We start from the raw sequence: 17,671 nt of genomic DNA, 5'->3' as shown, positions 1-17,671 counted from the left end.
TTTGAAAAGCTTTGCCCCACAAGTATAGGCATGATCTTTTCTGACGCCTTCATGGCGATTGCCGACCCCAACCGGCGCTATCTTCTGGAAGAGCTCCGGCGTGGCCCGAAAACCGTCAACGAACTGGCTTCGGGCCTGCCAGTCTCCCGCCCGGCCGTGTCCCAGCATTTGAAAGTGTTGCTGGACGCCGGTCTGGTTCAGGCCAGGGCCGAGGGCACGAGGCGGGTCTATACAGTCAGCAGTGCCGGCTTCCTCAAGCTCAATATTTGGATTGATCAGTTCTGGGAAGCATAGGCCGAGATTCCAGCTCGCCTCCCTGGCTTTCAAGTGTCCGTTGCCAGCGCCTTGCCCAGCGCATCGAGCAGGAATCGGGTACCATGCTCGCGCGATGACGGTGTGTCGTGCCCATCGAGAAACGCGCCCTGCTCGGTGAGCACCAGACGCGTGCCCGTGCCTTCCGGGCGAAGCTCAATTGTCGCCAGCGAAACCGAGATTCTGACATCACCGAACAGCATGTCGTAGCTGTAGACGATGCGCTGGTTGGGCACGATGTCCTGATAGGTGGCGGTATAGGTGTGGATCGGCCCGTCCTTCGGCCCGCCGGCATTGACCTCCTGGCCGCCGACGCGAAAATCCATTTCGTGCCTGTGGGTCATCGGGTTGTCGGGGTCGGCGAACCAGCGCCGCTTGGCGGCCGGATCGCTGAGCGCGAAATAGACTTTCGCCGGTGCAACTGAATAGAGGCGCTCGAGGACGAAGGTGGAGTGGACGACGGATCGTTCGGCCATGGTCAGGTCCTCTTGGTCAGCTTGATGGTTTCTGCGCGACGAAGACGCCGTCGCGATAGGACGCGCCGAAATAGACTTCGACGGCGCGCAACCTGTCGTCATGGAACAGATGCAGTTCGGTGTTGCGGAAGGTCTTTCCGTCCGCCGTCTCGCAGCGATAGAGGACAAAGGCGGCGTCCTCGTCCTCGCATATCCGCTCGATGACGATCGAGCTGAAGGCCGGGCTGTCCGGCCAGCAGCGCTCGAAATAGGTCGCACGGTCGATGGCGTCGTCATAGGGGCTGGTGAAGGTGAAATCGTCGGCGAGCACCGCCGCGACGGCAGCCTTGTTATTCGCCTGGTAGGCGGAAAAATAGCCGCGGATCAACTCCGCTCTGCTTTTGCCGGGCATGGTCATTTCTCCTCTGCTTCAGGTCATTCGGTCCCGGCGAGAAAATCGCCGAGCCGGTCGAGCCGACGCTCCCATGTCAGCCGCCGTTCGTTGATCCAGTGTTCTGCGCTGCGCAGCGCCTGCGGCGCGATCTGGCAGGTGCGCACGCGGCCGAGCTTTTCCGAGCGCACCAGCCCGCTTGCTTCGAGCACGTTGAGATGCTGGACGACGGCCGACAGCGACATCGCCAGCGGTTCGGCCAACTGGCTGACCGAGGCCGGCCCACGCGACAGCCGTTCGACCATGCTGCGCCTGGCCGGGTCTGCGAGCGCCTGGAACATCAGGTCGAGCTGGGCGGGATCGTGCAGCATCGCGATCAGCCGTTATTGCAGGGAAAGAACTTGAAGTAGGGCTGCGCCTCCTCGACCACCCGGGCGAAGGACGGCCGCTTGAGCAGGCGGTCGTGGTAGTGTTTCAGGGCCGGATAGCTGTCGCCGAATGGCTCGACCTTGTTGGCGTAGAACAGCGCCGGCGAGGCCGCGCAGTCGGCCATGGTGAAGGTAGGCCCGGCCGCCCAGAGTTTCGAGCGCATCTCCTCCTCGATGATCGCATAGGCGTTGCGCAGTTGCGCGCGCGCCTCATCGACCCCGAACGGATCGGTCTTGTCCTGCGGGCGCAACCTGTCGCCGACGATCTTCTGCATCGGCGCCTGCACGTAGAAATCGTAGAAACGGTCGGCCTGGCGGACCTGGAGGGCAAGGTCGGCCTCGGCCGGGATGAGCTCGACCGGCCCGGGATAATGCGCGGCCAGATATTCGATGACGATGGTCGATTCCAGCACCGTGCGATTGCGTGCATCGTCACGCAGCGCCGGCATCTTGCCGGTCGGCGACACCTTCAGGAATGCTGCCCGCGACTGCTCGTCGCCGAGGTCGACGATAACCGGCGTAAAGGGCGTATCGTTCTCGTAAAACGCAATCAGCGGTTTCCAGCAGAACGATGCCAGCGGATGGAAATGGAACGTCAGGGACATTTTTTGCTTGTCTGTTTGCGGTTCGTCGATGCTGGAGCGGTGCCAGCCAGCGCCGACACTGAAGCATTTACTTAACTATTTCCATGAGGCGAATGTGTCAAGGTTCCAGACCGCCTTCAGGGTTCGGTATGCGCCACGATGGCGGCGACGATCGTGCCCCAGTCGTCGGGATGCAGTTCGTGGCCACCGCCTTCGACGCGGACAAGCCGCCCGCCGGCAACAGCGTCGGCAAGGGCTGCGCCATGCTCGACCGGAAAGATCGGATCCGATGTCCCGTGAATGACGAGCAGCGGAACCTTGATCTCGCGCAGGCGTCCTTTCAGATCCTCGCAGCCCTTCAGCATGAAATGGTTAGTCGCGCTCAGGAAGCCGCCGGATCGGTCGTAGTCCTGTTGGACGAACGCGCGCATCGCCTTCTCGTCGAAGGGATGCGCGGTGCTGGCGATCGCACGCGCATCCTTGACGACGAAGCCGATCACCTGGTCGCGGTCCGACCAATCGACCTTGGCGCCATCGGCCGAGTGCTCCATATAGGCCTCGGTCGTCCCCGGCAGGTGCGATGTATCGATCCCCACCGGCGAACTGCTGATCACCGTCAGTGTGATGACACGCGAGGGATGTTTCAACACCAGTCGTTGCGCGATCATGCCGCCCATCGACATCCCGACCACATGCGCCTCGCCGATGCCGCAACCGTCGAGGACGCGCACCGCATCGTCCGCCATGTCGTCGAAGGTATACGGCGGCTCGCCCGGCGCATATTTGGTCGACAGGCCGGTATCGCGATTGTCGTAGCGGATCACGAAACGGCCCTCGCTGGCGAGTTTTTTGCAGAGCGCCTCCGGCCCCCACAGCATCGAGGCCATGGCGCCCATGATCAGCAGAACGGTTGGATCGCCGGGATCCCCAAACGTCTGGGAGACGATTTCGGGTGCTGCGGCCCGTGTCATGGGACTCTCCTCGCATCGGCCAATCAAAGGCCAACCAAACTGATTGCGTTTTGCAATCGGTTGCACGATAATAAAACTGATACGATAATGCAACTGGTTTTTGAGGAGAGTCGGATGAAAACCGAACACCGCTCGGGATGCCCTATCAATCTGTCGCTGGAAGTGTTCGGCGATCGCTGGAGCCTGATCATCCTGCGCGACATGATTTTTGGCGGCAAACGCCACTTTCGCGAACTGCTCAACGGCTCGATCGAGGGCATCGCTTCCAATATCCTGGCCGACCGGCTGAAGCGGCTGATGGAACTCGGCATGCTGACCAAGGCCGACGACCCCTCGCACAAGCAGAAGGCGATCTACAGCCTGACCGAGATGGCCATCACGCTGGTGCCGATCATGGCGCATCTCGGCGCTTGGGGCCGCGTCTGGCTGCCGGTGAGCGAGGAGCTTTCGATCCGGGCCGAGCTGCTGGAGAAAGGCGGACCGCCAATGTGGGAGCAGTTCATGGACGAGTTGCGCCACGACCATCTGGGCACGCCTGTCGCCACACCCGCGCGGCCTTCCGTCCGCGCTACATTGCAGGCCGGATATGAGGCGGTGGTCGCCCGCAAGGCGTCGAGCGGCATCGAGGCCCCGGCCGCTTGACCAACTTATTTCCCCATTATCAGGCCGGCTCTGCTATCAAGGGGCTGAAAAACATAATTTATGGGATTGGATAACGCTCTTGGTCGAGAACTCTAAGGATACTGCCCGCGCCCGGGCGGATATGCGTTTCAAGAAGCAGGAAGAGGCCGCCACGGTGCGGCAAAAGGCGATGGCGGAGTATGTCGCCGAGGCCGACGCCCGCCAGGCCAAGACCAACAAGCTCCGGGCATTGCGCCTTGCCAAGGAAGCGGAAGACCTCGCCAACGCCCCCGCCGCTCCGGTCAAGAAAGCGGCCCGAGCCAAGAAAAAATAGCGCGGTCTTCTTCATCGACATCCGATCTGATGCCGGCGGGATCGTATCCGCCATGTGCCACGATCCGCAAAAGCCCGCCATTCCGCTTTCCCGCGCGAAGCAATTTCAACCGCAACCGGGATTTCGCATTCCGCATGTTAGGTCGATGATTGACGCGTTTTGATCAGGAGACAGCCATGACCGCACTGACCCTCGAAAAAGCCAAGCACATCATCGACGCCGCCTTCGCCAAGGGCGCCGAGATGAAGCTCAAACCGCTCGGCGTTTCCGTGCTGGATGCCGGCGCGCATCTCGTCGCCTTCCAGCGTCAGGACGGCGCCTCGTTCCTGCGCCCGCAAATGTCGGCCGGCAAGGCCTATGGGGCGCTGGCCATCGGCATGGGCTCGCGCCGTGTCGAGGCTTTCGCCAAGGAGCGGCCGCATCTCGTCGCCGGCATTTCCGACGTCTCGGGTGGACGCGTATTGCCGGTCGTCGGCGGCGTGCTGATCCGCGACAAGGCAGGCGCCGTCATCGGCGCCGTCGGAATTTCGGGAGATACGTCGGACAATGACGAAGCCGCCGCCATCGCCGGCATCGAAGCCGCCGGCTTCACTGCCGATCCGGGCTGAGGGGGAGCTTCGTCATCCCAGGGCGAAGCAGGAGCGAAGCTACGCGGCGCAGACCCCGGGATGACGACCAGAAAGAGCAGCCACGCCAATCGCGAACGGATGCGACCATCCAACGAAGGCGGCTAGTTCAAATTTATGTCTCTACTCGCCGACCGCATCGACACCGAAAACCCGGCCAGCACATCGAACAGGGCGATCACCATCAGCGTGAAGAAGACGGAGTGCGCCGCGCCCTTCACCAGCAGGAATTCGACCAGGAACGCCACGAAGACCAGCGTCGACAACAGATGGTCCATGATCGAGGCGTTCGTGGTGCGCACCGACTTCACCATTTCGAGGAACAGGAAGATCAGCCCGATCACCACCATCAGGTCGCCGAGCGTCATCGAGAACACCCCGCCCGACATCATGCTGAACGAGAAGATCTCGGTCGCCCACGGATCGTCGCCGCTGCCGAATATTCCGAGGAGTCCGAGATTGTAGGCCACGAAGGGCACGATCAGCAGCGGGATGGCACCGAACATCAGGCGTCTCCTCTAGCAATTCCAGGAAAGCGGTTTCCCAAGGAATTGCCTAAACAATGGGGGCACCTTCTGTAGAATGCCCCGCAGGCACGCCGTCAAGATTTTTCGCTAGCGCCCGCAAACACGGAAAAAGACCGCGCGAAACAACCCTGTCAGCCACAGTTGCCCCGGCTGACCACCGACACGCCGGATTCAGCGCTTGAACTGGCCTGTCCGCACGGCGGCGCCGATAGCGTTGAGGATGAAAAGGCCGGCGGTCATCGAGGTGATCTCGTTGACGTCGCGCGCCGGCGCGATCTCGACGATGTCGATGCCGACGACACGTCCCTTGGCGAACAGCCCCTTGATCAGTTCGATCGTCTGCCGGTAGCTGATGCCGCCAGGCGCCGGCCCTTCGACCGCCGGCATGACAGCGGGATCGAGACCGTCGGCATCGATGGTCAGGTAATAGCGGCCACGGTCCGGGATGCGCTTGAGCAGCGCCGCCGTACCGATATCCTGCCATTCATTGGCGGTGACGATGTTGGAGCCGTAGGCGCGGGCCGCCTCGACCTCCTCGAGCCGGGCGCTGCCCTGGCCGCGGATGCCGAGCTGGAAAATCCCGGCTATATGCGCCATCTCCGAAGCGCGGCGGATGGGGCTGGAATAGCCTTCCCTGACCCCGTTGACATTGTCGCGCCAGTCGAGATGGGCATCGATCTGAACCAGGGTGATCGGCCCTTCGCCGTCAAGCGCCCGCAGGATCGGGATCGGAATGCCGTGATCGCCGCCAATGGTGATCGGCAAGGCGCCGGCGACGCGGATCTTTCGGATCGCCGCTTCGGCCAACCTGTAGTGGCCGCCGGCGGCATCGCCGGCGACATCGCCGACATCGACCACCTTGACGTCCTGCCCGTCGAACAGGGTTCCGCCAATGTCGAAATCATAGCGGTCGAGCCCGAGGCTGATGCGCTGCGAGGCGCGCCGCACCGCCGTCGGCGCGTTGGTCTGGTCGTTGACCAACTCGTCGATCGTGTAGGGACTGCCGTAAGGCATGCCGATGATGGCGACATCCGCCTTCAGCGCATCGAGGTCCTCGACCAGCGGGAAGTTCATGAAGGTCTGGAAGATATCGCGCGGTGCTGTGGTGAGCTTGGTCATGCGGTCCCTCTGAAGCCGGCCGATCATCGCGCGGAAGCGCCGCGACAAGGCATCACTCAATACAGCACCGCCGCCGCAGCTTGTATCGCCACGGACGCCCGGTCTTTGGCATAGTTGGCGGCGCGACGCGCACCAAACGCAAAAAAACCGGCCAATGGCCGGTTCTTTTGGCATTCAAACCCTTCGAAAGCTGGTCTCAGCTTTCCTTGGGCGTCAGCACCTGGCGACCGCGATACATGCCGGTCTTCAGGTCGATATGGTGCGGGCGGCGCATTTCGCCGGAATTCTTGTCCTCGACATAGGTCGGGGCCTTGAGAGCGTCGGCCGAGCGGCGCATGCCGCGCTTGGACGGAGAGGTTTTTCGTTTCGGAACGGCCATGGATATGCTCCACTACATGGTCAAAATGCCCCGATAGCCCTCGTGAAAGGGCCGCGTCAGGGCCATAATCTGAGAAAGTCGGGTGCCTATACACGCCCTGCGCCGTTTTGGCCAGCACCGTGGCGATTTTTTTTGAGCCGGCAGCGGTTCGACCTAATCAAGACAACCGACATACGCGCCCGAACGGCCGGCGCGGCGTTCGATCAGCGACGCCAGCCGCCGCAGACCCGGACCGGGCTTGGCCGGATTGCGGGCGATCGGATTGGGCAGCGAGACGGCCAGCAATGCCGCCTGCCGCCGCGACAGCTGCTTGGCCGAAACGCCGAAATGATGCTGGGCCGCCGCCTCGATGCCGTAAACGCCCGGCCCCCATTCGGCGATGTTGAGGTAGATCTCCATGATCCGCCGTTTCGACATCACCGCGTCGAAATAGACGGCCAGCGGCAGTTCGACCACCTTGCGCACCGAGCCCAGCGGCCGCGACCACAGGAAAAGGTTCTTCACCGTCTGCATGGTGATGGTCGAGGCGCCGCGCGTCGCCTCGCCGGCCAGCGCATCGTCGACGACGCCGCGCAATTCGCCGAGATCGATGCCGCGATGGAAGCAGAACTGACCGTCCTCCGACATGATCACCGAATTGGCCAGCACCGGCGACACATCGTCGATCGACACCCAACGCCGGTCGTAACCGGAGAAGGTCGCGAGGTCTTTGACCATCAAGGTCGATATCGGATGCACGAAGGACGGCAGATAGAGGAAGGTCAGCCCAACGGGTATCGCCGCCAGCACGGCGGCGACGACCAGGCAACGCCGGGCGAGGCGCTTCAGACCGGCGCGGTTCACGCGCCTCGGTCGCGCCATCTCAAACCCTTCGGTTTCATGATCGACGATCGGTTCCGTCAAGCCGCCCCCACCCGCGCCACTCTCCCGCCTCCGGCATAATGGCGCGAGGCTTCTTGCGCAACGTCTGAGTGTCGGCTACCGCTCCCGGCCATGACGAAAGACGAGCAATTGGCCTTTGAGGCCGCACTTCTGGGGCGGGCGGCGGCGATCGAGGCCGGGCTCAGGCTGCTGCTCGACGGCCGCACGCTTGCCGGCGAGATCGCCCGGCCGGAGCGTCTGATGGCGGCCATGCGCCATGGCGTGCTGAACGGCGGCAAGCGGCTGCGCCCCTTCCTGCTCATGGAAAGTGCCGCCCTTTTTGGCGCCGATGGCGAGGCGGCGATGCGCGTGGCGGCGGCGCTCGAATGCGTGCATTGCTATTCGCTGATCCATGACGATCTGCCTGCCATGGACGACGACGATCTGCGCCGCGGCCAGCCGACCGTGCACAAGGCCTTCGATGAAGCCACCGCCATACTTGCCGGCGATGCGCTTCTGACGCTTGCCTTCGATGTCCTCGCCGATGAGGCGACGGCGCTGCCGGCGGAGCGCAGGGCGGCGCTGGTGCTGGCGCTGGCGCGCGCCGCCGGCACGGGGGGCATGGTCGGCGGGCAGACGCTCGATCTCGAAGCCGAGCGCAACAGGCCGGACGAGGCCGGCATCGTCCGGCTGCAGGCGATGAAAACCGGCGCGCTGATCCGCTACGCCTGCGAAGCCGGCGCGATCATTGCCGGCGCTGCACCGCAGGACCGCGACCGGCTGGCCGAATTCGGCTCGGCGGTCGGGCTTGCCTTCCAGCTTGCCGACGACCTGCTCGACCTGACCGCCGATGCCAGCCAGATGGGCAAGGCGACCGGCAAGGACGCAGCCGCCGGCAAGGCGACGCTGGTCGCGCTGCATGGCGCGAACTGGGCGCGCAGCCAGCTCCATGGGCTGGTCAAGCAGGCCCATGAATTGCTTGAGCCTTACGGTGAACAGGCAGCCTTGCTGAAGGCAGCGGCAAGCTTCGTGGCAATCCGCAACAACTGAGGTTTGGGCAATCGGATGCCGAACCGTTTTCGGAATTTGTCGGCCTTGCGCTGCCTTGCTTGGTGTCTCTCAAATGCCCCAAAGCAACTGGGCGCGCTATCTGACCTTGACGACGACCTTGCCCTTGGCGCGTCCTGTTTCGACGTAAGCCAGCGCCTCATTGGTCGCTTCAAAAGGAAAGACCCTGTCGACGACCGGGCGAATCGCCCCATCTTCGATGAGGGACGTGATTTTGCTCAGTTGCTCACCTTGCGCCGACATGAACAGGAACGAAAATCCCACGCCCCGGCGCTTGGCTTTGGTCCTGATACCACGGCTCAGCAGCCGCAGCAGCAGCCTTAGCACCACGTTCAGTCCCTGTTTCCAGGCAAATTCGGGATCCGGAGGACCGGAAATCGAGATGAGCTTCCCACCCGGTTTCAGCACAGTCAGGGATTTCTCAAGCGTCTTGGCGTCCTGGCTGTTCAGGACGACGTCGTAGCCCGACAGGATTTTCTCGAAGTCGTCCTTCCTGTAGTCGACGACGACATCGGCGCCGAGATCCCTGACCAGATCGTTGCTTGCCGCGCCCGCTGTTGTCGCAACGATCGCGCCGAGGTGCTTTGCCAACTGGATGGCGAATGTCCCCACGCCGCCGGAGCCAGCCTGGATGAAGATCTTCTGGCCTGTCTTCAGACCCGCCCTCTCGATGAGAGCCTGCCAGGCGGTCAGACCGACCAGCGGGACCGAGGCCGCCTCTTCCATGCTGAGGTTCGCCGGCTTCAGCGCCACGTCGGCTTCATCGATTGCGATGAATTCGGCGAATGTCCCGATCCGGCCGTCGCGCGGCCGCGCATAGACGGCGTCGCCGGGTTTGAATTTGCGGACTTTCGAGCCCACCCTGACAACCCTCCCGGCAACGTCGTGACCGAGGATGAAGGGCCGGCGATAGGGAAGGACGAGTTTGAATTCGCCGGTTCTGATTTTGGAATCCAGCAGGTTCACCCCGGCGGCATGGACCTCGACCAGGACGTCATTGTCCAGCAGCTCCGGCTCCGGCATCTCGGCCAGCCGCAAAATGCCTTTCTTGCTATATTTATCGACAACGAATGCCTTCATGGCAGTGACTTTCTGAGAGTGTCCGTTGGTGCGCCGTTTGTGTGTGAAATTCTCCGTCCCACCGTTGTTCAGACCGGCAGGCGGAACTGCTTGCGCAAGGTCTTGTCGAACATCCCCGCGGGGGCGAAGCGGCGCAGCAGGCTGACCTGGCGCGCTGCCTTCCCTGCGGTATAGCGCCGTCGCGGACGGGCGTCGGTCGCTGCCTTGACGACCACATCCGCCACCACTTCCGGCCGATCGGCTTTGGGCATCACATCGGCAAGCAGCGCCTTGAGACCGGCGCGCGCCTGATCGTAGTCCTTCAACAGGGAATCCGGCTCGATGCCGTTCTGGTCGAAGACGGTGCGCACGAATGCCGGCTCGATGACCGAGACGCGAATGTTGAAGGCGCGAACCTCATGATCGAGCGATTCCGAATAGCCCTCCAGCGCGTGCTTGACCGCCGAGTAGTGCGCTGAGTATGGCGCGGGCACCAATCCTAGAATCGAGCCGATGTTGACGATGCGCCCTTGGCCGCGGCGCCGCATCGACGGCAACACCGCATTGGTCATGCGCATGACGCCGAACAGATTGACGTCGAACAGAGCCTGGACCTGTTCGACCGAAGATTCCTCGGCGCCGCCAAGCAGGCCGACACCGGCATTGTTGACCAAGAGGTCGATGCGGCCGGTCTGGGCCAGCACGGTTGAAACCAGGGCGCTGACCGACTCTCCGTCGGTCACGTCGCAGGTCAGCATGGACACCTGCGCCGGGCCGTTGCCAGCCTTGCTGCGGCTTGTCCCGAAGACGGTATACCCCGCCCGCGCCAAGGCCTCGGCACTTGCGCGGCCGATGCCCGAGGAGGCTCCGGTCACAACAGCGGTCTTTCCAGAGTTCGCATTCATTTTTTATGCTCCAAAGCCACTGGGGCTAGCTTTCGTTCGCTGGTTGAATTATGATCATAATATCAAATTACGACCGTAATGCAATAGCAGAAAGGAAGAGCCGCCATGCGCTACGAAAAGGGCCGAAAGGACGCCTCCCGCGATCGCATCGTCGAGGCCGCAGCCCAGCGTTTTCGCGGTGACGGCATCGCCGCGTCCGGACTGGCAGCCATTATGGGCGACGCCGGGATGACGAACGGAGCCTTCTATCCGCATTTCCAATCCAAGGCGGAGCTTGTGCGTGAAAGCCTTGTAGCGGCACTGGAGGCCCAGTCGCAGCAACTGCAGGAGGTATTGGCAGCCGGTGGTCCGGAGATGGGCATAGCGGCGTATCTGTCAGCTGAGCACCGGGACAATCCGGGAGCCGGCTGCGCGTCGGCCGCCCTGTTGCCGGAACTCGCGCGTCAGCCGCCCGAAACGCGCCAAGTCTATACCGAACGCTTGCTGGTTCTGGTGCGCCAGTTGTCTGCAGTACTTCCGCAGACCAAGGACCCGGAAGCCGCCGCCCTGGGCGTTTTTGCGACCCTCATAGGCACGCTTCAGCTGGCCCGCGCGGCAGCGGGGACGGAATTGTCGGATCGCATCCTTGCGGCAGGAGCAGACGCCGCGCGCAGCCTGATCCAGCCACGTGAGGGCGAGAAGGCATCCATTTAGAGATAGAGCGGCAGCAGCAAAGAGCCTGACATCCTCATCATGGCGGGCCGCATTACAAGAAGGGTCGCTTTGCCTAAAGTCATCGGCCATTGCCAGCACGAGGCCATCTCAACCTGCATCAGGGAATGACCGCATAAGGGCCGGAAGCGACTGGCAGCTTCAAGGCTCGGAATCGGACGGCCACCGCGACGCAGTCCGTAAGGGGGGTAACTTGCGACGGAGGAATCGATTGGACGCCCGAAAATTGTGCTGATGAGGGAGGGATAACTCACTTCGCCAAGTTAGAGCGGCGTGTTTTCGCCCTTCCGTCACGCCTTGAGACGGAGTGCCTCCACAAGAAGAGCGAACGCTGCAGTGTGCTGGCGTCGGCTGGGATAATAGAGGTGATAGCCCGGGAAGGGTTGGCACCAGTCTTCCAGCACCCGGATCAGGCGTCCGTCTGCGACGAACGGAGCGACCTGGCTTTCAAATGTGTATGCTAGTCCGAGCCCGTCGAGGGCCGCAGCCTCCAGCATTTCCCCGTCATTGATAATGAGTGGGCCATTCATCCTGACTTCAAGTTCCTCACCGCGTTTTTCGAACTCCCAGGCAAAGAGCCCGCCGCTGGTCTTCTGACGGTAGCTGATGCCTTTGTGTTCCCCAAGTTCGCGCGGTGTCTTTGGAACCGTTCGGGTTGCAAAATACGACGGTGATCCAACTACCGCCATACGCAGGTCCGGGCCGATCCTTACTGCCACCATGTCCTTCTGGACCTGCTCGCCGATCCGGATACCGGCGTCGAATTTGCTTGCAACGATGTCAACCAGACCTTCGTCCAGGCTCAATTCCACTTCGATATCCGGATACTGCAGAAGGAGTTTGGCGATGACGGGCCACAGTACTGATTTGGCAGCATACCGGAATGTCGTCAGGCGAATGAGGCCAGTGGGCTTGTCGCGCAGGGCGGCGACGGCGGCGATCTCGCTTTCGATGTGATCGAAGGCCGGTCGCAGGCTTCGCAGCAAGCGCTCTCCAGCTACCGTCACGGACAGGCTGCGGGTGGTGCGTGAGATCAGCCGGACTCCCATGCGCTGTTCCAGCGTTCTGACAGCGTAACTGAGCGCCGACTGCGATAGACCAAGCTTTGCTGCGGCGCGTGTGAAGCTGCCCGCCTCTGCTACGGCGATGAAGACTGCCAGCTCGCTGAAATCTCAGCGCCTCATTTATCAATCCCATTTCTAACTTCATGCAGATTATAGAGGCTAATCGTATCGAGTCCTATTCCCTATGTCACCTGGCAGACAACGAAACGCTGAGACGGACGTGCCAAGCCAACGCGGCATAAACTGAAAGATACCGACCAGGAAGGATACGACTATGAGTAGAGTATGGATGATCACCGGCGCAGGGCGAGGCATGGGCCTCGACTTTGCCAAAGCGGCCCTGGCCATCGGCGATAAGGTCGTTGCGACCGGTCGTAACCCAGATCGGGTCGCCAAGGGGATCGGGCAGTCGGACAATCTTTTGGTCGTCACGTTGGACGTGACCAAGCCGGCCGACGCCGACGCCGCGGTGAAGGCAACCTGGACCGCTTTGGTCGCCTCGACGTGATCGTCAACAATGCCGCGGGCTTCTATGCCGGCTATTTCGAGGACCTGACTCCGGCCCATATCGAACTTCAGCTCGCGTCCACCCTGACCGGCGCCATGAACGTCACCCGCGCAGTCCTGCCGGTCATGCGCGCGCAGGGTTCTGGCAAGGTCATTGCCATCTCATCGACGGCAGGCCTGGTCGGCTTTGAGTTCTGTTCTGCATACGCCGCGGCAAAGTTCGGCGTTGATGGCTGGATCGAGTCACTGCAAGCCGAGGTGGCGCCGTTCGGCATTGAAACGATGATCGTGAACCCCGGGTTTTTCCGCACGGAGCTGCTGACGGACGAATCCACTCAATATGCTCCGTCATTCGTCAGCGATTACAGCGAACGTCGCGCCCGGCAGATAACGGGTTGGAAAGCCGCGAACGGCCAGCAAGTCGGCGACCCCGCCAAACTCGCGCAGGCGTTGATCACTCTGGTCGACAAGCCGGAGCTGCCCCGTCGGTTCATCGCCGGTGCCGATGCTCTTGCAATGGTCAGGCAGAAACTCGCTCTGCTGCAGCAGCAGGTCGATGCCCATGAGGAGCTATCCGGCTCACTGGCCTTCGACAGCTGAACGTCGCATCCAGCACTGCCGTCGTCGCAGGTCTATTTATGAGCGCCATCGATAGGCTCATGCGAATTCTGGGGGCTAATCCGAATGTCGCGCCCGTGCTCTCCTGAGGGTTGACCGTTGGGCAACCGGCCAACGACCGAACTTCGGAATGGACGTTCCCTTTCCCACTGATGCCGCCAGGCGTCGTCGGTCCGATTAGCTTCGCGTCCTATATCCCGCCCGCCACTCGAGGAGACGACATGCCAGAGCCCCGACAGCTAGCCTTGGACATCAACAGCCGGCGCCACCAGTTCAATCTTGATGTACGCGTGACTCTGCTGGATGCACTACGCGAGCATGCCAACCTGCCCGGCACGAAAAAAGGCTGTGATCATGGGCAGTGCGGCGCCTGTACCGTCCACGTCGACGGCGAGCGGGTATTGAGCTGCCTGACGCTGGCGGCCCAGGTCGAAGGCCGTCAGGTCACGACGATCGAGGGCCTCCAGGCTGCCGACGGCGTGATGCACGCAGTCCAGACCGCGTTCATCGAGCACGATGCATTCCAGTGCGGCTATTGCACCCCCGGTCAGATCATGTCGGCCGTTGCATGCATTCGTGAGGGCCACGCCGATACGGACGAGGACATCCGCGAATACATGAGCGGCAACATCTGCCGGTGCGGCGCTTACCCCCATATCGTCGCCGCGGTGCGCGATGCCGCCAGCCGCCTGAAGAAGGAGGCAGCACTATGAGACCTTTCGAGTATCTCCGCGCCAAAGACGCCGCGACGGCCATTGCCGAGGCTGCCAAGCCGGAGACAAGATTTCTCGCCGGTGGGACCACGCTTGTTGACCTCATGAAGCTGAATGTCGAGCGTCCTGCGCGGGTGGTCGACATCACACGCCTTTCAGGCCTGGACACGATCCAGGTATCGGCGGATGCCATTCGCATCGGTGCGCTCGCCAAGATGAGCAAGGTCGCCGACCACGCCGATATCAAGCAGGCTGCGCCGGTGCTTTCCGAAAGCCTGTGGCGCGCTGCCTCGGCACAGCTGCGCAACATGGCGTCCATCGGTGGAAACTTGATGCAGCGAACCCGTTGCACCTACTTCCGGGACCCGGGCGCTTATTCGAACTGCAACAAGCGCAATCCTGGTTCCGGATGCGCTGCCCTTGACGGCGTCAACCGCAACCACGCGGTGCTCGGCACGAGTGACGCGTGCATAGCAATCTACCCCGGAGATTTTGCGGTTTCCCTGGTGGCATTCGACGCCACGGTCATCATCCGGGGAGCTTCCGAACGCAAAATTCCCGCCGACGAATTCTTCCTGCTCCCTGGCGATACCGCACACCTTGAGCATAATCTGTCGCCCGGAGAGATGATCGTCGGGATCGAGATCCCGCGTTCGGCAGCCCTGGAACGCTCGCATTATCTCAAGGTCCGGGATCGCGCGTCGTACGAGTTCGCCGCGGCCAGCGCCGCTGTCGGAATCGAATTGGAAGCCGATGGCAAGACAATTCGCGAAGTACGCATTGCGGTCGGCGGCCTCGCCACCAAGCCCTGGCGCCTGCGCGCCGTCGAAAATTCGCTCAAGGGAAAGACGCTCGACGAGGCGACGCTTCGTAGCGCCTCGTCAGCCGCCGGCGACGGCGCGAAGTCGAGCGGACACAACGCATTCAAGATTGAACTGGCACCGAAGGTCGTGGCCCGCGCCCTGATGACGGTAGGAGGTATCGCATGACACATGGTAACGCGTTCGAACTCAACCGCCGCACCGTCTTGAAGCTCGGCGCCGGCGTAGCCGCTGTCGCTGGCGCCGCTGTCGATCTCTCGTCAAAAGCCGTTGCGGCTGAGACCGTCCCCGCCAAGGCGCCAGCTCTCGGTGCCAGGCTTTCCCGCGCCGAAGGCCCGTTGAAAGTAACCGGGCAGGCTCGCTATGCGATCGAGCAGAAGCTGGAGAACCTGGCCTATGGCGTAGCTGTCCAATCGACGCGGCCGGCAGGGCGTATCGTCAGTATCGATACGTCGGCCGCCAAGGCTCTACCGGGTGTCCTGGATGTCTACACCGCGCAGAATTCCCTGAAGCTCAACAAGCCGACCGTCTACAGCAAGGGCGGCGGAGCGACCGAGGAATTTACCCCAATTCAAGACGATGTGGTCCGTTTCAACGGCATGCATATCGCGCTCGTGGTCGCAGAAACCTTTGAGCAGGCAACGGAAGCGGCAAGTCTTCTCAAGATCGAATATGAGGACGGCGACCCTATTCTCGACATCAACGATCCCAAGGCAAAAGTGCAGCCCATCGATGAGATGGGTGCCGCGTGGGGCGATGCGGCGACAGCGTTGGCCAATGCCGAGGTCAAGGTAGACGTCACTTACACGACGTCACGCGAATACAATGTGCCGATGGAGCCGCATGCGTGCATCGCTTCCTGGCACAACGGGAAAATCACCGTCTGGGAGCCCAGCCAGTGGGTTGGCGGGGCACGGAGCGTCGTGTCGGAATGGCTCGGCATCGACATCGAGAATGTGCGGGTGATCTCGCCCTATGTCGGCGGTGGGTTCGGGTCCAAGATCGGGGCACATCCGCATGTGGGGCTGGCTTGCGCGGCCTCGCGGAAACTGGGCAGGCCGATCAAGGTTTCTCTCACGCGGCCGCAGACCTTTACCGGCCTTGGCGGCCGACCGGCGACACGGCAGACACTCTCAATCGGAGCCTCGAAGGACGGAAAGATAAGCTCGATCGTCCATGAGAGCTGGAACGAGACGGCGATTGACGAAGTCCATATCGAGGCTTGCAACAATGTGACGAAGATCATGTATGCGACGCCGAACTTTTCTTCACGTCTCAACGTCGTCCCGGTCAATACGGTCCAGCCCGGCTGGAAACGGGGCCCCGGCGAAAACCCCAGTGCCTATGCTGTGGAAAGCGCGATCGACGAGCTGGCGTACGCGCTCAGCATGGATCCGGTCACGCTGCGCCTTGCCAACTGGGCGGAGACGGATCCCAGCAATGGGATGAAGTGGAGCACTCGACAGTTACGCGAAGCCTATGCCGTGGGCGCGGAAGCCTTCGGCTGGTGGAACCGGAACCCGGCCCCTCGCTCGATGCGCGAAGGCCGCGAGTTGATCGGTTATGGAATGGCCGCCGGGTCATACCCCATGATCCGTACCGCGAGCGAAGCCAAGATCGTACTCCATGCCAGTGGACAGATCGAAGTCCTCAGCGCGGGCACCGACATGGGAACGGGGACCTATACCATTCTCGCCCAGACAGCGGCTGACGCATTGGGCGTTCCTGTTGAGACAGTCGCGGTGCGGCTGGGCGATACCCTCCTCCCCAGATCGGCGCTCGCAGGCGGTTCCCAGCAGGCCAACAACCTGACGGGAGCGGTGGACAAGGCGGCCAGGAATGCACGGGACGCCTTGCTGGCGCTTGCCGCATCCGATCCGAAGTCGCCGCTGGCAGCCTCGAAGGCGACTGACCTCACGTTCGAAAACGGCTCGGTGCAACCGACCCGACGGCCGAACGGCGGTATCGGCATCGCGGAACTCTTGAAGGCAGTGGGCAAAGACAAACTGGAAATCGAGGGTAACACCTTTGCTCCCGGCGCCACCGAGGAGATGAAGAACGGAGCTGACCGCAGTTTTGCACAGTTGAAGGGCGCTGTGGAAGGAGGCGTCTCGGCCCATAGCTGGTGTGCGCATTTCGTGGAAGTTCGGATCGATGAGGATTTTGGCACGATCCGCGTCAAGCGCATGGTCTCGGCATTCGATAGCGGCAGGATCTTCAATCCGAAGCTTGCGGAAAGCCAGTGGATCGGCGGTATGGTCATGGGTCTCGGGCAGGCTCTCCTGGAAGAAGGTTACGTCGACCAGCGAGACGGGCGCACCATCAACGCGAATTTTGCCGACTATGCCGTCCCGGTTAACGCCGATGTGCCCGACATCCAGGTGATTTCGGTTGGAATTCCGGACATGCAGGCAACCGCTCTTGGCGGCAAAGGCGTCGGCGAGATCGGTGTCGTAGGGGTCGCACCTGCGATCGGTAATGCCGTCTTCCACGCGACCGGCAAACGCATTCGAAGCCTTCCGATCACGCTGGAAAAGCTCGTTTGAGTTCGGTCGATGCGCCCTGGTGACCCTCAGGCTCGCAAATAGGCGAGCATG

The 17,671-nt window shown here is 62.2% G+C and carries 21 protein-coding genes and 1 pseudogene; 10 read left to right on the top strand and 12 right to left on the bottom strand.

The window, feature by feature from the left end; genetic code table 11:
• The first annotated feature begins 30 nt into the window (after positions 1-30).
• Positions 31-294, top strand: a complete 264-nt coding sequence (locus NLY42_RS10445; protein ID WP_023754142.1) for an ArsR/SmtB family transcription factor — start codon at positions 31-33, stop codon at positions 292-294.
• Positions 295-323: 29 nt separating this feature from the next.
• Here the strand turns inward: NLY42_RS10445 and NLY42_RS10440 are convergent, their stop codons facing one another.
• The 5 genes from NLY42_RS10440 to NLY42_RS10420 form a co-directional block, all read right to left on the bottom strand.
• Positions 324-788: an SRPBCC family protein gene (locus tag NLY42_RS10440; RefSeq protein WP_023754141.1), complete on the bottom strand. Its 465-nt coding sequence runs from the start codon at positions 786-788 to the stop codon at positions 324-326.
• A 16-nt stretch (positions 789-804) separates the two neighbouring features.
• Positions 805-1,179 (bottom strand): nuclear transport factor 2 family protein, encoded by a 375-nt coding sequence (locus tag NLY42_RS10435; protein ID WP_032887163.1) that lies wholly within the window; start codon positions 1,177-1,179, stop codon positions 805-807.
• A 23-nt stretch (positions 1,180-1,202) separates the two neighbouring features.
• Positions 1,203-1,529 carry an ArsR/SmtB family transcription factor gene (locus NLY42_RS10430; RefSeq protein ID WP_023699361.1) on the bottom strand — a complete coding sequence of 109 codons (327 nt, stop codon included), beginning with the start codon at positions 1,527-1,529 and terminating at the stop codon, positions 1,203-1,205.
• A 5-nt stretch (positions 1,530-1,534) separates the two neighbouring features.
• Positions 1,535-2,191, bottom strand: a complete 657-nt coding sequence (locus NLY42_RS10425) for a glutathione S-transferase family protein (protein WP_023754140.1) — start codon at positions 2,189-2,191, stop codon at positions 1,535-1,537.
• A gap of 116 nt (positions 2,192-2,307) precedes the next feature.
• Positions 2,308-3,141, bottom strand: coding sequence for an alpha/beta fold hydrolase (locus NLY42_RS10420; RefSeq protein ID WP_023754139.1), 834 nt, complete (start codon positions 3,139-3,141; stop codon positions 2,308-2,310).
• A gap of 114 nt (positions 3,142-3,255) precedes the next feature.
• On the opposite strand from NLY42_RS10420, the gene NLY42_RS10415 reads away from it, so the two are divergent.
• The 3 genes from NLY42_RS10415 (at position 3,256) to NLY42_RS10405 (ending at position 4,704) form a co-directional block, all read left to right on the top strand.
• Entirely contained in the window at positions 3,256-3,783 is a 528-nt protein-coding gene (locus tag NLY42_RS10415) for a winged helix-turn-helix transcriptional regulator (protein WP_023754138.1), read from the top strand.
• Between the two features lie 79 nt (positions 3,784-3,862).
• Positions 3,863-4,096 (top strand): hypothetical protein, encoded by a 234-nt coding sequence (locus tag NLY42_RS10410; protein ID WP_023670152.1) that lies wholly within the window; start codon positions 3,863-3,865, stop codon positions 4,094-4,096.
• Positions 4,097-4,272: 176 nt separating this feature from the next.
• On the top strand, positions 4,273-4,704 hold the full coding sequence (locus NLY42_RS10405; RefSeq protein ID WP_023733046.1) for a GlcG/HbpS family heme-binding protein: 432 nt from the start codon (positions 4,273-4,275) through the stop codon (positions 4,702-4,704).
• Positions 4,705-4,826: 122 nt separating this feature from the next.
• Here NLY42_RS10405 and NLY42_RS10400 read toward each other — a convergent pair whose 3' ends face one another.
• The 4 genes from NLY42_RS10400 to NLY42_RS10385 form a co-directional block, all read right to left on the bottom strand.
• A complete protein-coding gene (locus NLY42_RS10400; RefSeq protein ID WP_023670154.1) occupies positions 4,827-5,228 on the bottom strand; it encodes a hypothetical protein in 402 nt (133 codons plus the stop codon).
• A 192-nt stretch (positions 5,229-5,420) separates the two neighbouring features.
• Positions 5,421-6,368 (bottom strand): agmatinase, encoded by a 948-nt coding sequence (locus NLY42_RS10395; RefSeq protein ID WP_023670155.1) that lies wholly within the window; start codon positions 6,366-6,368, stop codon positions 5,421-5,423.
• A gap of 196 nt (positions 6,369-6,564) precedes the next feature.
• Positions 6,565-6,747: a 50S ribosomal protein L32 gene (gene rpmF / locus NLY42_RS10390; RefSeq protein WP_008834724.1), complete on the bottom strand. Its 183-nt coding sequence runs from the start codon at positions 6,745-6,747 to the stop codon at positions 6,565-6,567.
• Between the two features lie 153 nt (positions 6,748-6,900).
• The gene (locus tag NLY42_RS10385) at positions 6,901-7,608 is read right to left on the bottom strand and encodes a transglycosylase domain-containing protein (RefSeq protein ID WP_050588540.1); all 708 of its coding nucleotides are present in this window, start codon (positions 7,606-7,608) and stop codon (positions 6,901-6,903) included.
• 132 nt (positions 7,609-7,740) lie between these two features.
• Here NLY42_RS10385 and NLY42_RS10380 point away from each other — a divergent pair, with 132 nt between their 5' ends.
• Entirely contained in the window at positions 7,741-8,658 is a 918-nt protein-coding gene (locus NLY42_RS10380) for a polyprenyl synthetase family protein (protein WP_023754137.1), read from the top strand.
• A gap of 96 nt (positions 8,659-8,754) precedes the next feature.
• On the opposite strand, the gene NLY42_RS10375 is transcribed toward NLY42_RS10380, so the two are convergent.
• Complete coding sequence (locus tag NLY42_RS10375) at positions 8,755-9,756, bottom strand: NADP-dependent oxidoreductase (RefSeq protein ID WP_023673085.1); 1,002 nt, start codon at positions 9,754-9,756, stop codon at positions 8,755-8,757.
• 68 nt (positions 9,757-9,824) lie between these two features.
• Positions 9,825-10,640, bottom strand: a complete 816-nt coding sequence (locus tag NLY42_RS10370) for an oxidoreductase (protein ID WP_023754136.1) — start codon at positions 10,638-10,640, stop codon at positions 9,825-9,827.
• A 105-nt stretch (positions 10,641-10,745) separates the two neighbouring features.
• Here NLY42_RS10370 and NLY42_RS10365 point away from each other — a divergent pair, with 105 nt between their 5' ends.
• Positions 10,746-11,333 (top strand): TetR/AcrR family transcriptional regulator, encoded by a 588-nt coding sequence (locus NLY42_RS10365; protein WP_023754135.1) that lies wholly within the window; start codon positions 10,746-10,748, stop codon positions 11,331-11,333.
• A gap of 308 nt (positions 11,334-11,641) precedes the next feature.
• Here the strand turns inward: NLY42_RS10365 and NLY42_RS10360 are convergent, their stop codons facing one another.
• Positions 11,642-12,511 carry a LysR family transcriptional regulator gene (locus tag NLY42_RS10360; RefSeq protein WP_245263526.1) on the bottom strand — a complete coding sequence of 290 codons (870 nt, stop codon included), beginning with the start codon at positions 12,509-12,511 and terminating at the stop codon, positions 11,642-11,644.
• Positions 12,512-12,689: 178 nt separating this feature from the next.
• Here NLY42_RS10360 and NLY42_RS10355 point away from each other — a divergent pair.
• From NLY42_RS10355 to NLY42_RS10340, 4 genes and pseudogenes are all read left to right on the top strand, one after another.
• Positions 12,690-13,522 (top strand): annotated as a pseudogene (locus tag NLY42_RS10355) (SDR family oxidoreductase).
• 239 nt (positions 13,523-13,761) lie between these two features.
• Positions 13,762-14,253, top strand: a complete 492-nt coding sequence (locus NLY42_RS10350) for a (2Fe-2S)-binding protein (RefSeq protein WP_023730815.1) — start codon at positions 13,762-13,764, stop codon at positions 14,251-14,253.
• Positions 14,250-15,242, top strand: coding sequence for an FAD binding domain-containing protein (locus tag NLY42_RS10345; protein WP_023754134.1), 993 nt, complete (start codon positions 14,250-14,252; stop codon positions 15,240-15,242). The genes NLY42_RS10350 and NLY42_RS10345 overlap by 4 nt, the downstream gene beginning before the upstream one ends.
• On the top strand, positions 15,239-17,620 hold the full coding sequence (locus NLY42_RS10340) for a xanthine dehydrogenase family protein molybdopterin-binding subunit (RefSeq protein ID WP_023754133.1): 2,382 nt from the start codon (positions 15,239-15,241) through the stop codon (positions 17,618-17,620). Before NLY42_RS10345 ends, NLY42_RS10340 begins: the two co-directional genes overlap by 4 nt.
• Positions 17,621-17,671: the final 51 nt, after the last annotated feature.

Origin of the sequence: Mesorhizobium sp. C372A, from assembly GCF_030323245.1 — a bacterium.
Taxonomy (GTDB): Bacteria; Pseudomonadota; Alphaproteobacteria; order Rhizobiales; family Rhizobiaceae; genus Mesorhizobium.
This window is presented reverse-complemented; position numbering and strand designations above follow the sequence as displayed.

Coding starts and splice junctions, on each gene's coding strand:
- NLY42_RS10370 (WP_023754136.1), bottom strand. CDS start 10,640: ATGAATGCGAACTCTGGAAAGACCGCTGTTGTGACCGGAGCCTCCTCG.
- NLY42_RS10380 (WP_023754137.1), top strand. CDS start 7,741: ATGACGAAAGACGAGCAATTGGCCTTTGAGGCCGCACTTCTGGGGCGG.
- NLY42_RS10340 (WP_023754133.1), top strand. CDS start 15,239: ATGACACATGGTAACGCGTTCGAACTCAACCGCCGCACCGTCTTGAAG.
- NLY42_RS10420 (WP_023754139.1), bottom strand. CDS start 3,141: ATGACACGGGCCGCAGCACCCGAAATCGTCTCCCAGACGTTTGGGGAT.
- NLY42_RS10440 (WP_023754141.1), bottom strand. CDS start 788: ATGGCCGAACGATCCGTCGTCCACTCCACCTTCGTCCTCGAGCGCCTC.
- rpmF (WP_008834724.1), bottom strand. CDS start 6,747: ATGGCCGTTCCGAAACGAAAAACCTCTCCGTCCAAGCGCGGCATGCGC.
- NLY42_RS10400 (WP_023670154.1), bottom strand. CDS start 5,228: ATGTTCGGTGCCATCCCGCTGCTGATCGTGCCCTTCGTGGCCTACAAT.
- NLY42_RS10375 (WP_023673085.1), bottom strand. CDS start 9,756: ATGAAGGCATTCGTTGTCGATAAATATAGCAAGAAAGGCATTTTGCGG.
- NLY42_RS10345 (WP_023754134.1), top strand. CDS start 14,250: ATGAGACCTTTCGAGTATCTCCGCGCCAAAGACGCCGCGACGGCCATT.
- NLY42_RS10445 (WP_023754142.1), top strand. CDS start 31: ATGATCTTTTCTGACGCCTTCATGGCGATTGCCGACCCCAACCGGCGC.
- NLY42_RS10415 (WP_023754138.1), top strand. CDS start 3,256: ATGAAAACCGAACACCGCTCGGGATGCCCTATCAATCTGTCGCTGGAA.
- NLY42_RS10405 (WP_023733046.1), top strand. CDS start 4,273: ATGACCGCACTGACCCTCGAAAAAGCCAAGCACATCATCGACGCCGCC.
- NLY42_RS10365 (WP_023754135.1), top strand. CDS start 10,746: ATGCGCTACGAAAAGGGCCGAAAGGACGCCTCCCGCGATCGCATCGTC.
- NLY42_RS10350 (WP_023730815.1), top strand. CDS start 13,762: ATGCCAGAGCCCCGACAGCTAGCCTTGGACATCAACAGCCGGCGCCAC.
- NLY42_RS10395 (WP_023670155.1), bottom strand. CDS start 6,368: ATGACCAAGCTCACCACAGCACCGCGCGATATCTTCCAGACCTTCATG.
- NLY42_RS10385 (WP_050588540.1), bottom strand. CDS start 7,608: ATGGCGCGACCGAGGCGCGTGAACCGCGCCGGTCTGAAGCGCCTCGCC.
- NLY42_RS10430 (WP_023699361.1), bottom strand. CDS start 1,529: ATGCTGCACGATCCCGCCCAGCTCGACCTGATGTTCCAGGCGCTCGCA.
- NLY42_RS10425 (WP_023754140.1), bottom strand. CDS start 2,191: ATGTCCCTGACGTTCCATTTCCATCCGCTGGCATCGTTCTGCTGGAAA.
- NLY42_RS10435 (WP_032887163.1), bottom strand. CDS start 1,179: ATGCCCGGCAAAAGCAGAGCGGAGTTGATCCGCGGCTATTTTTCCGCC.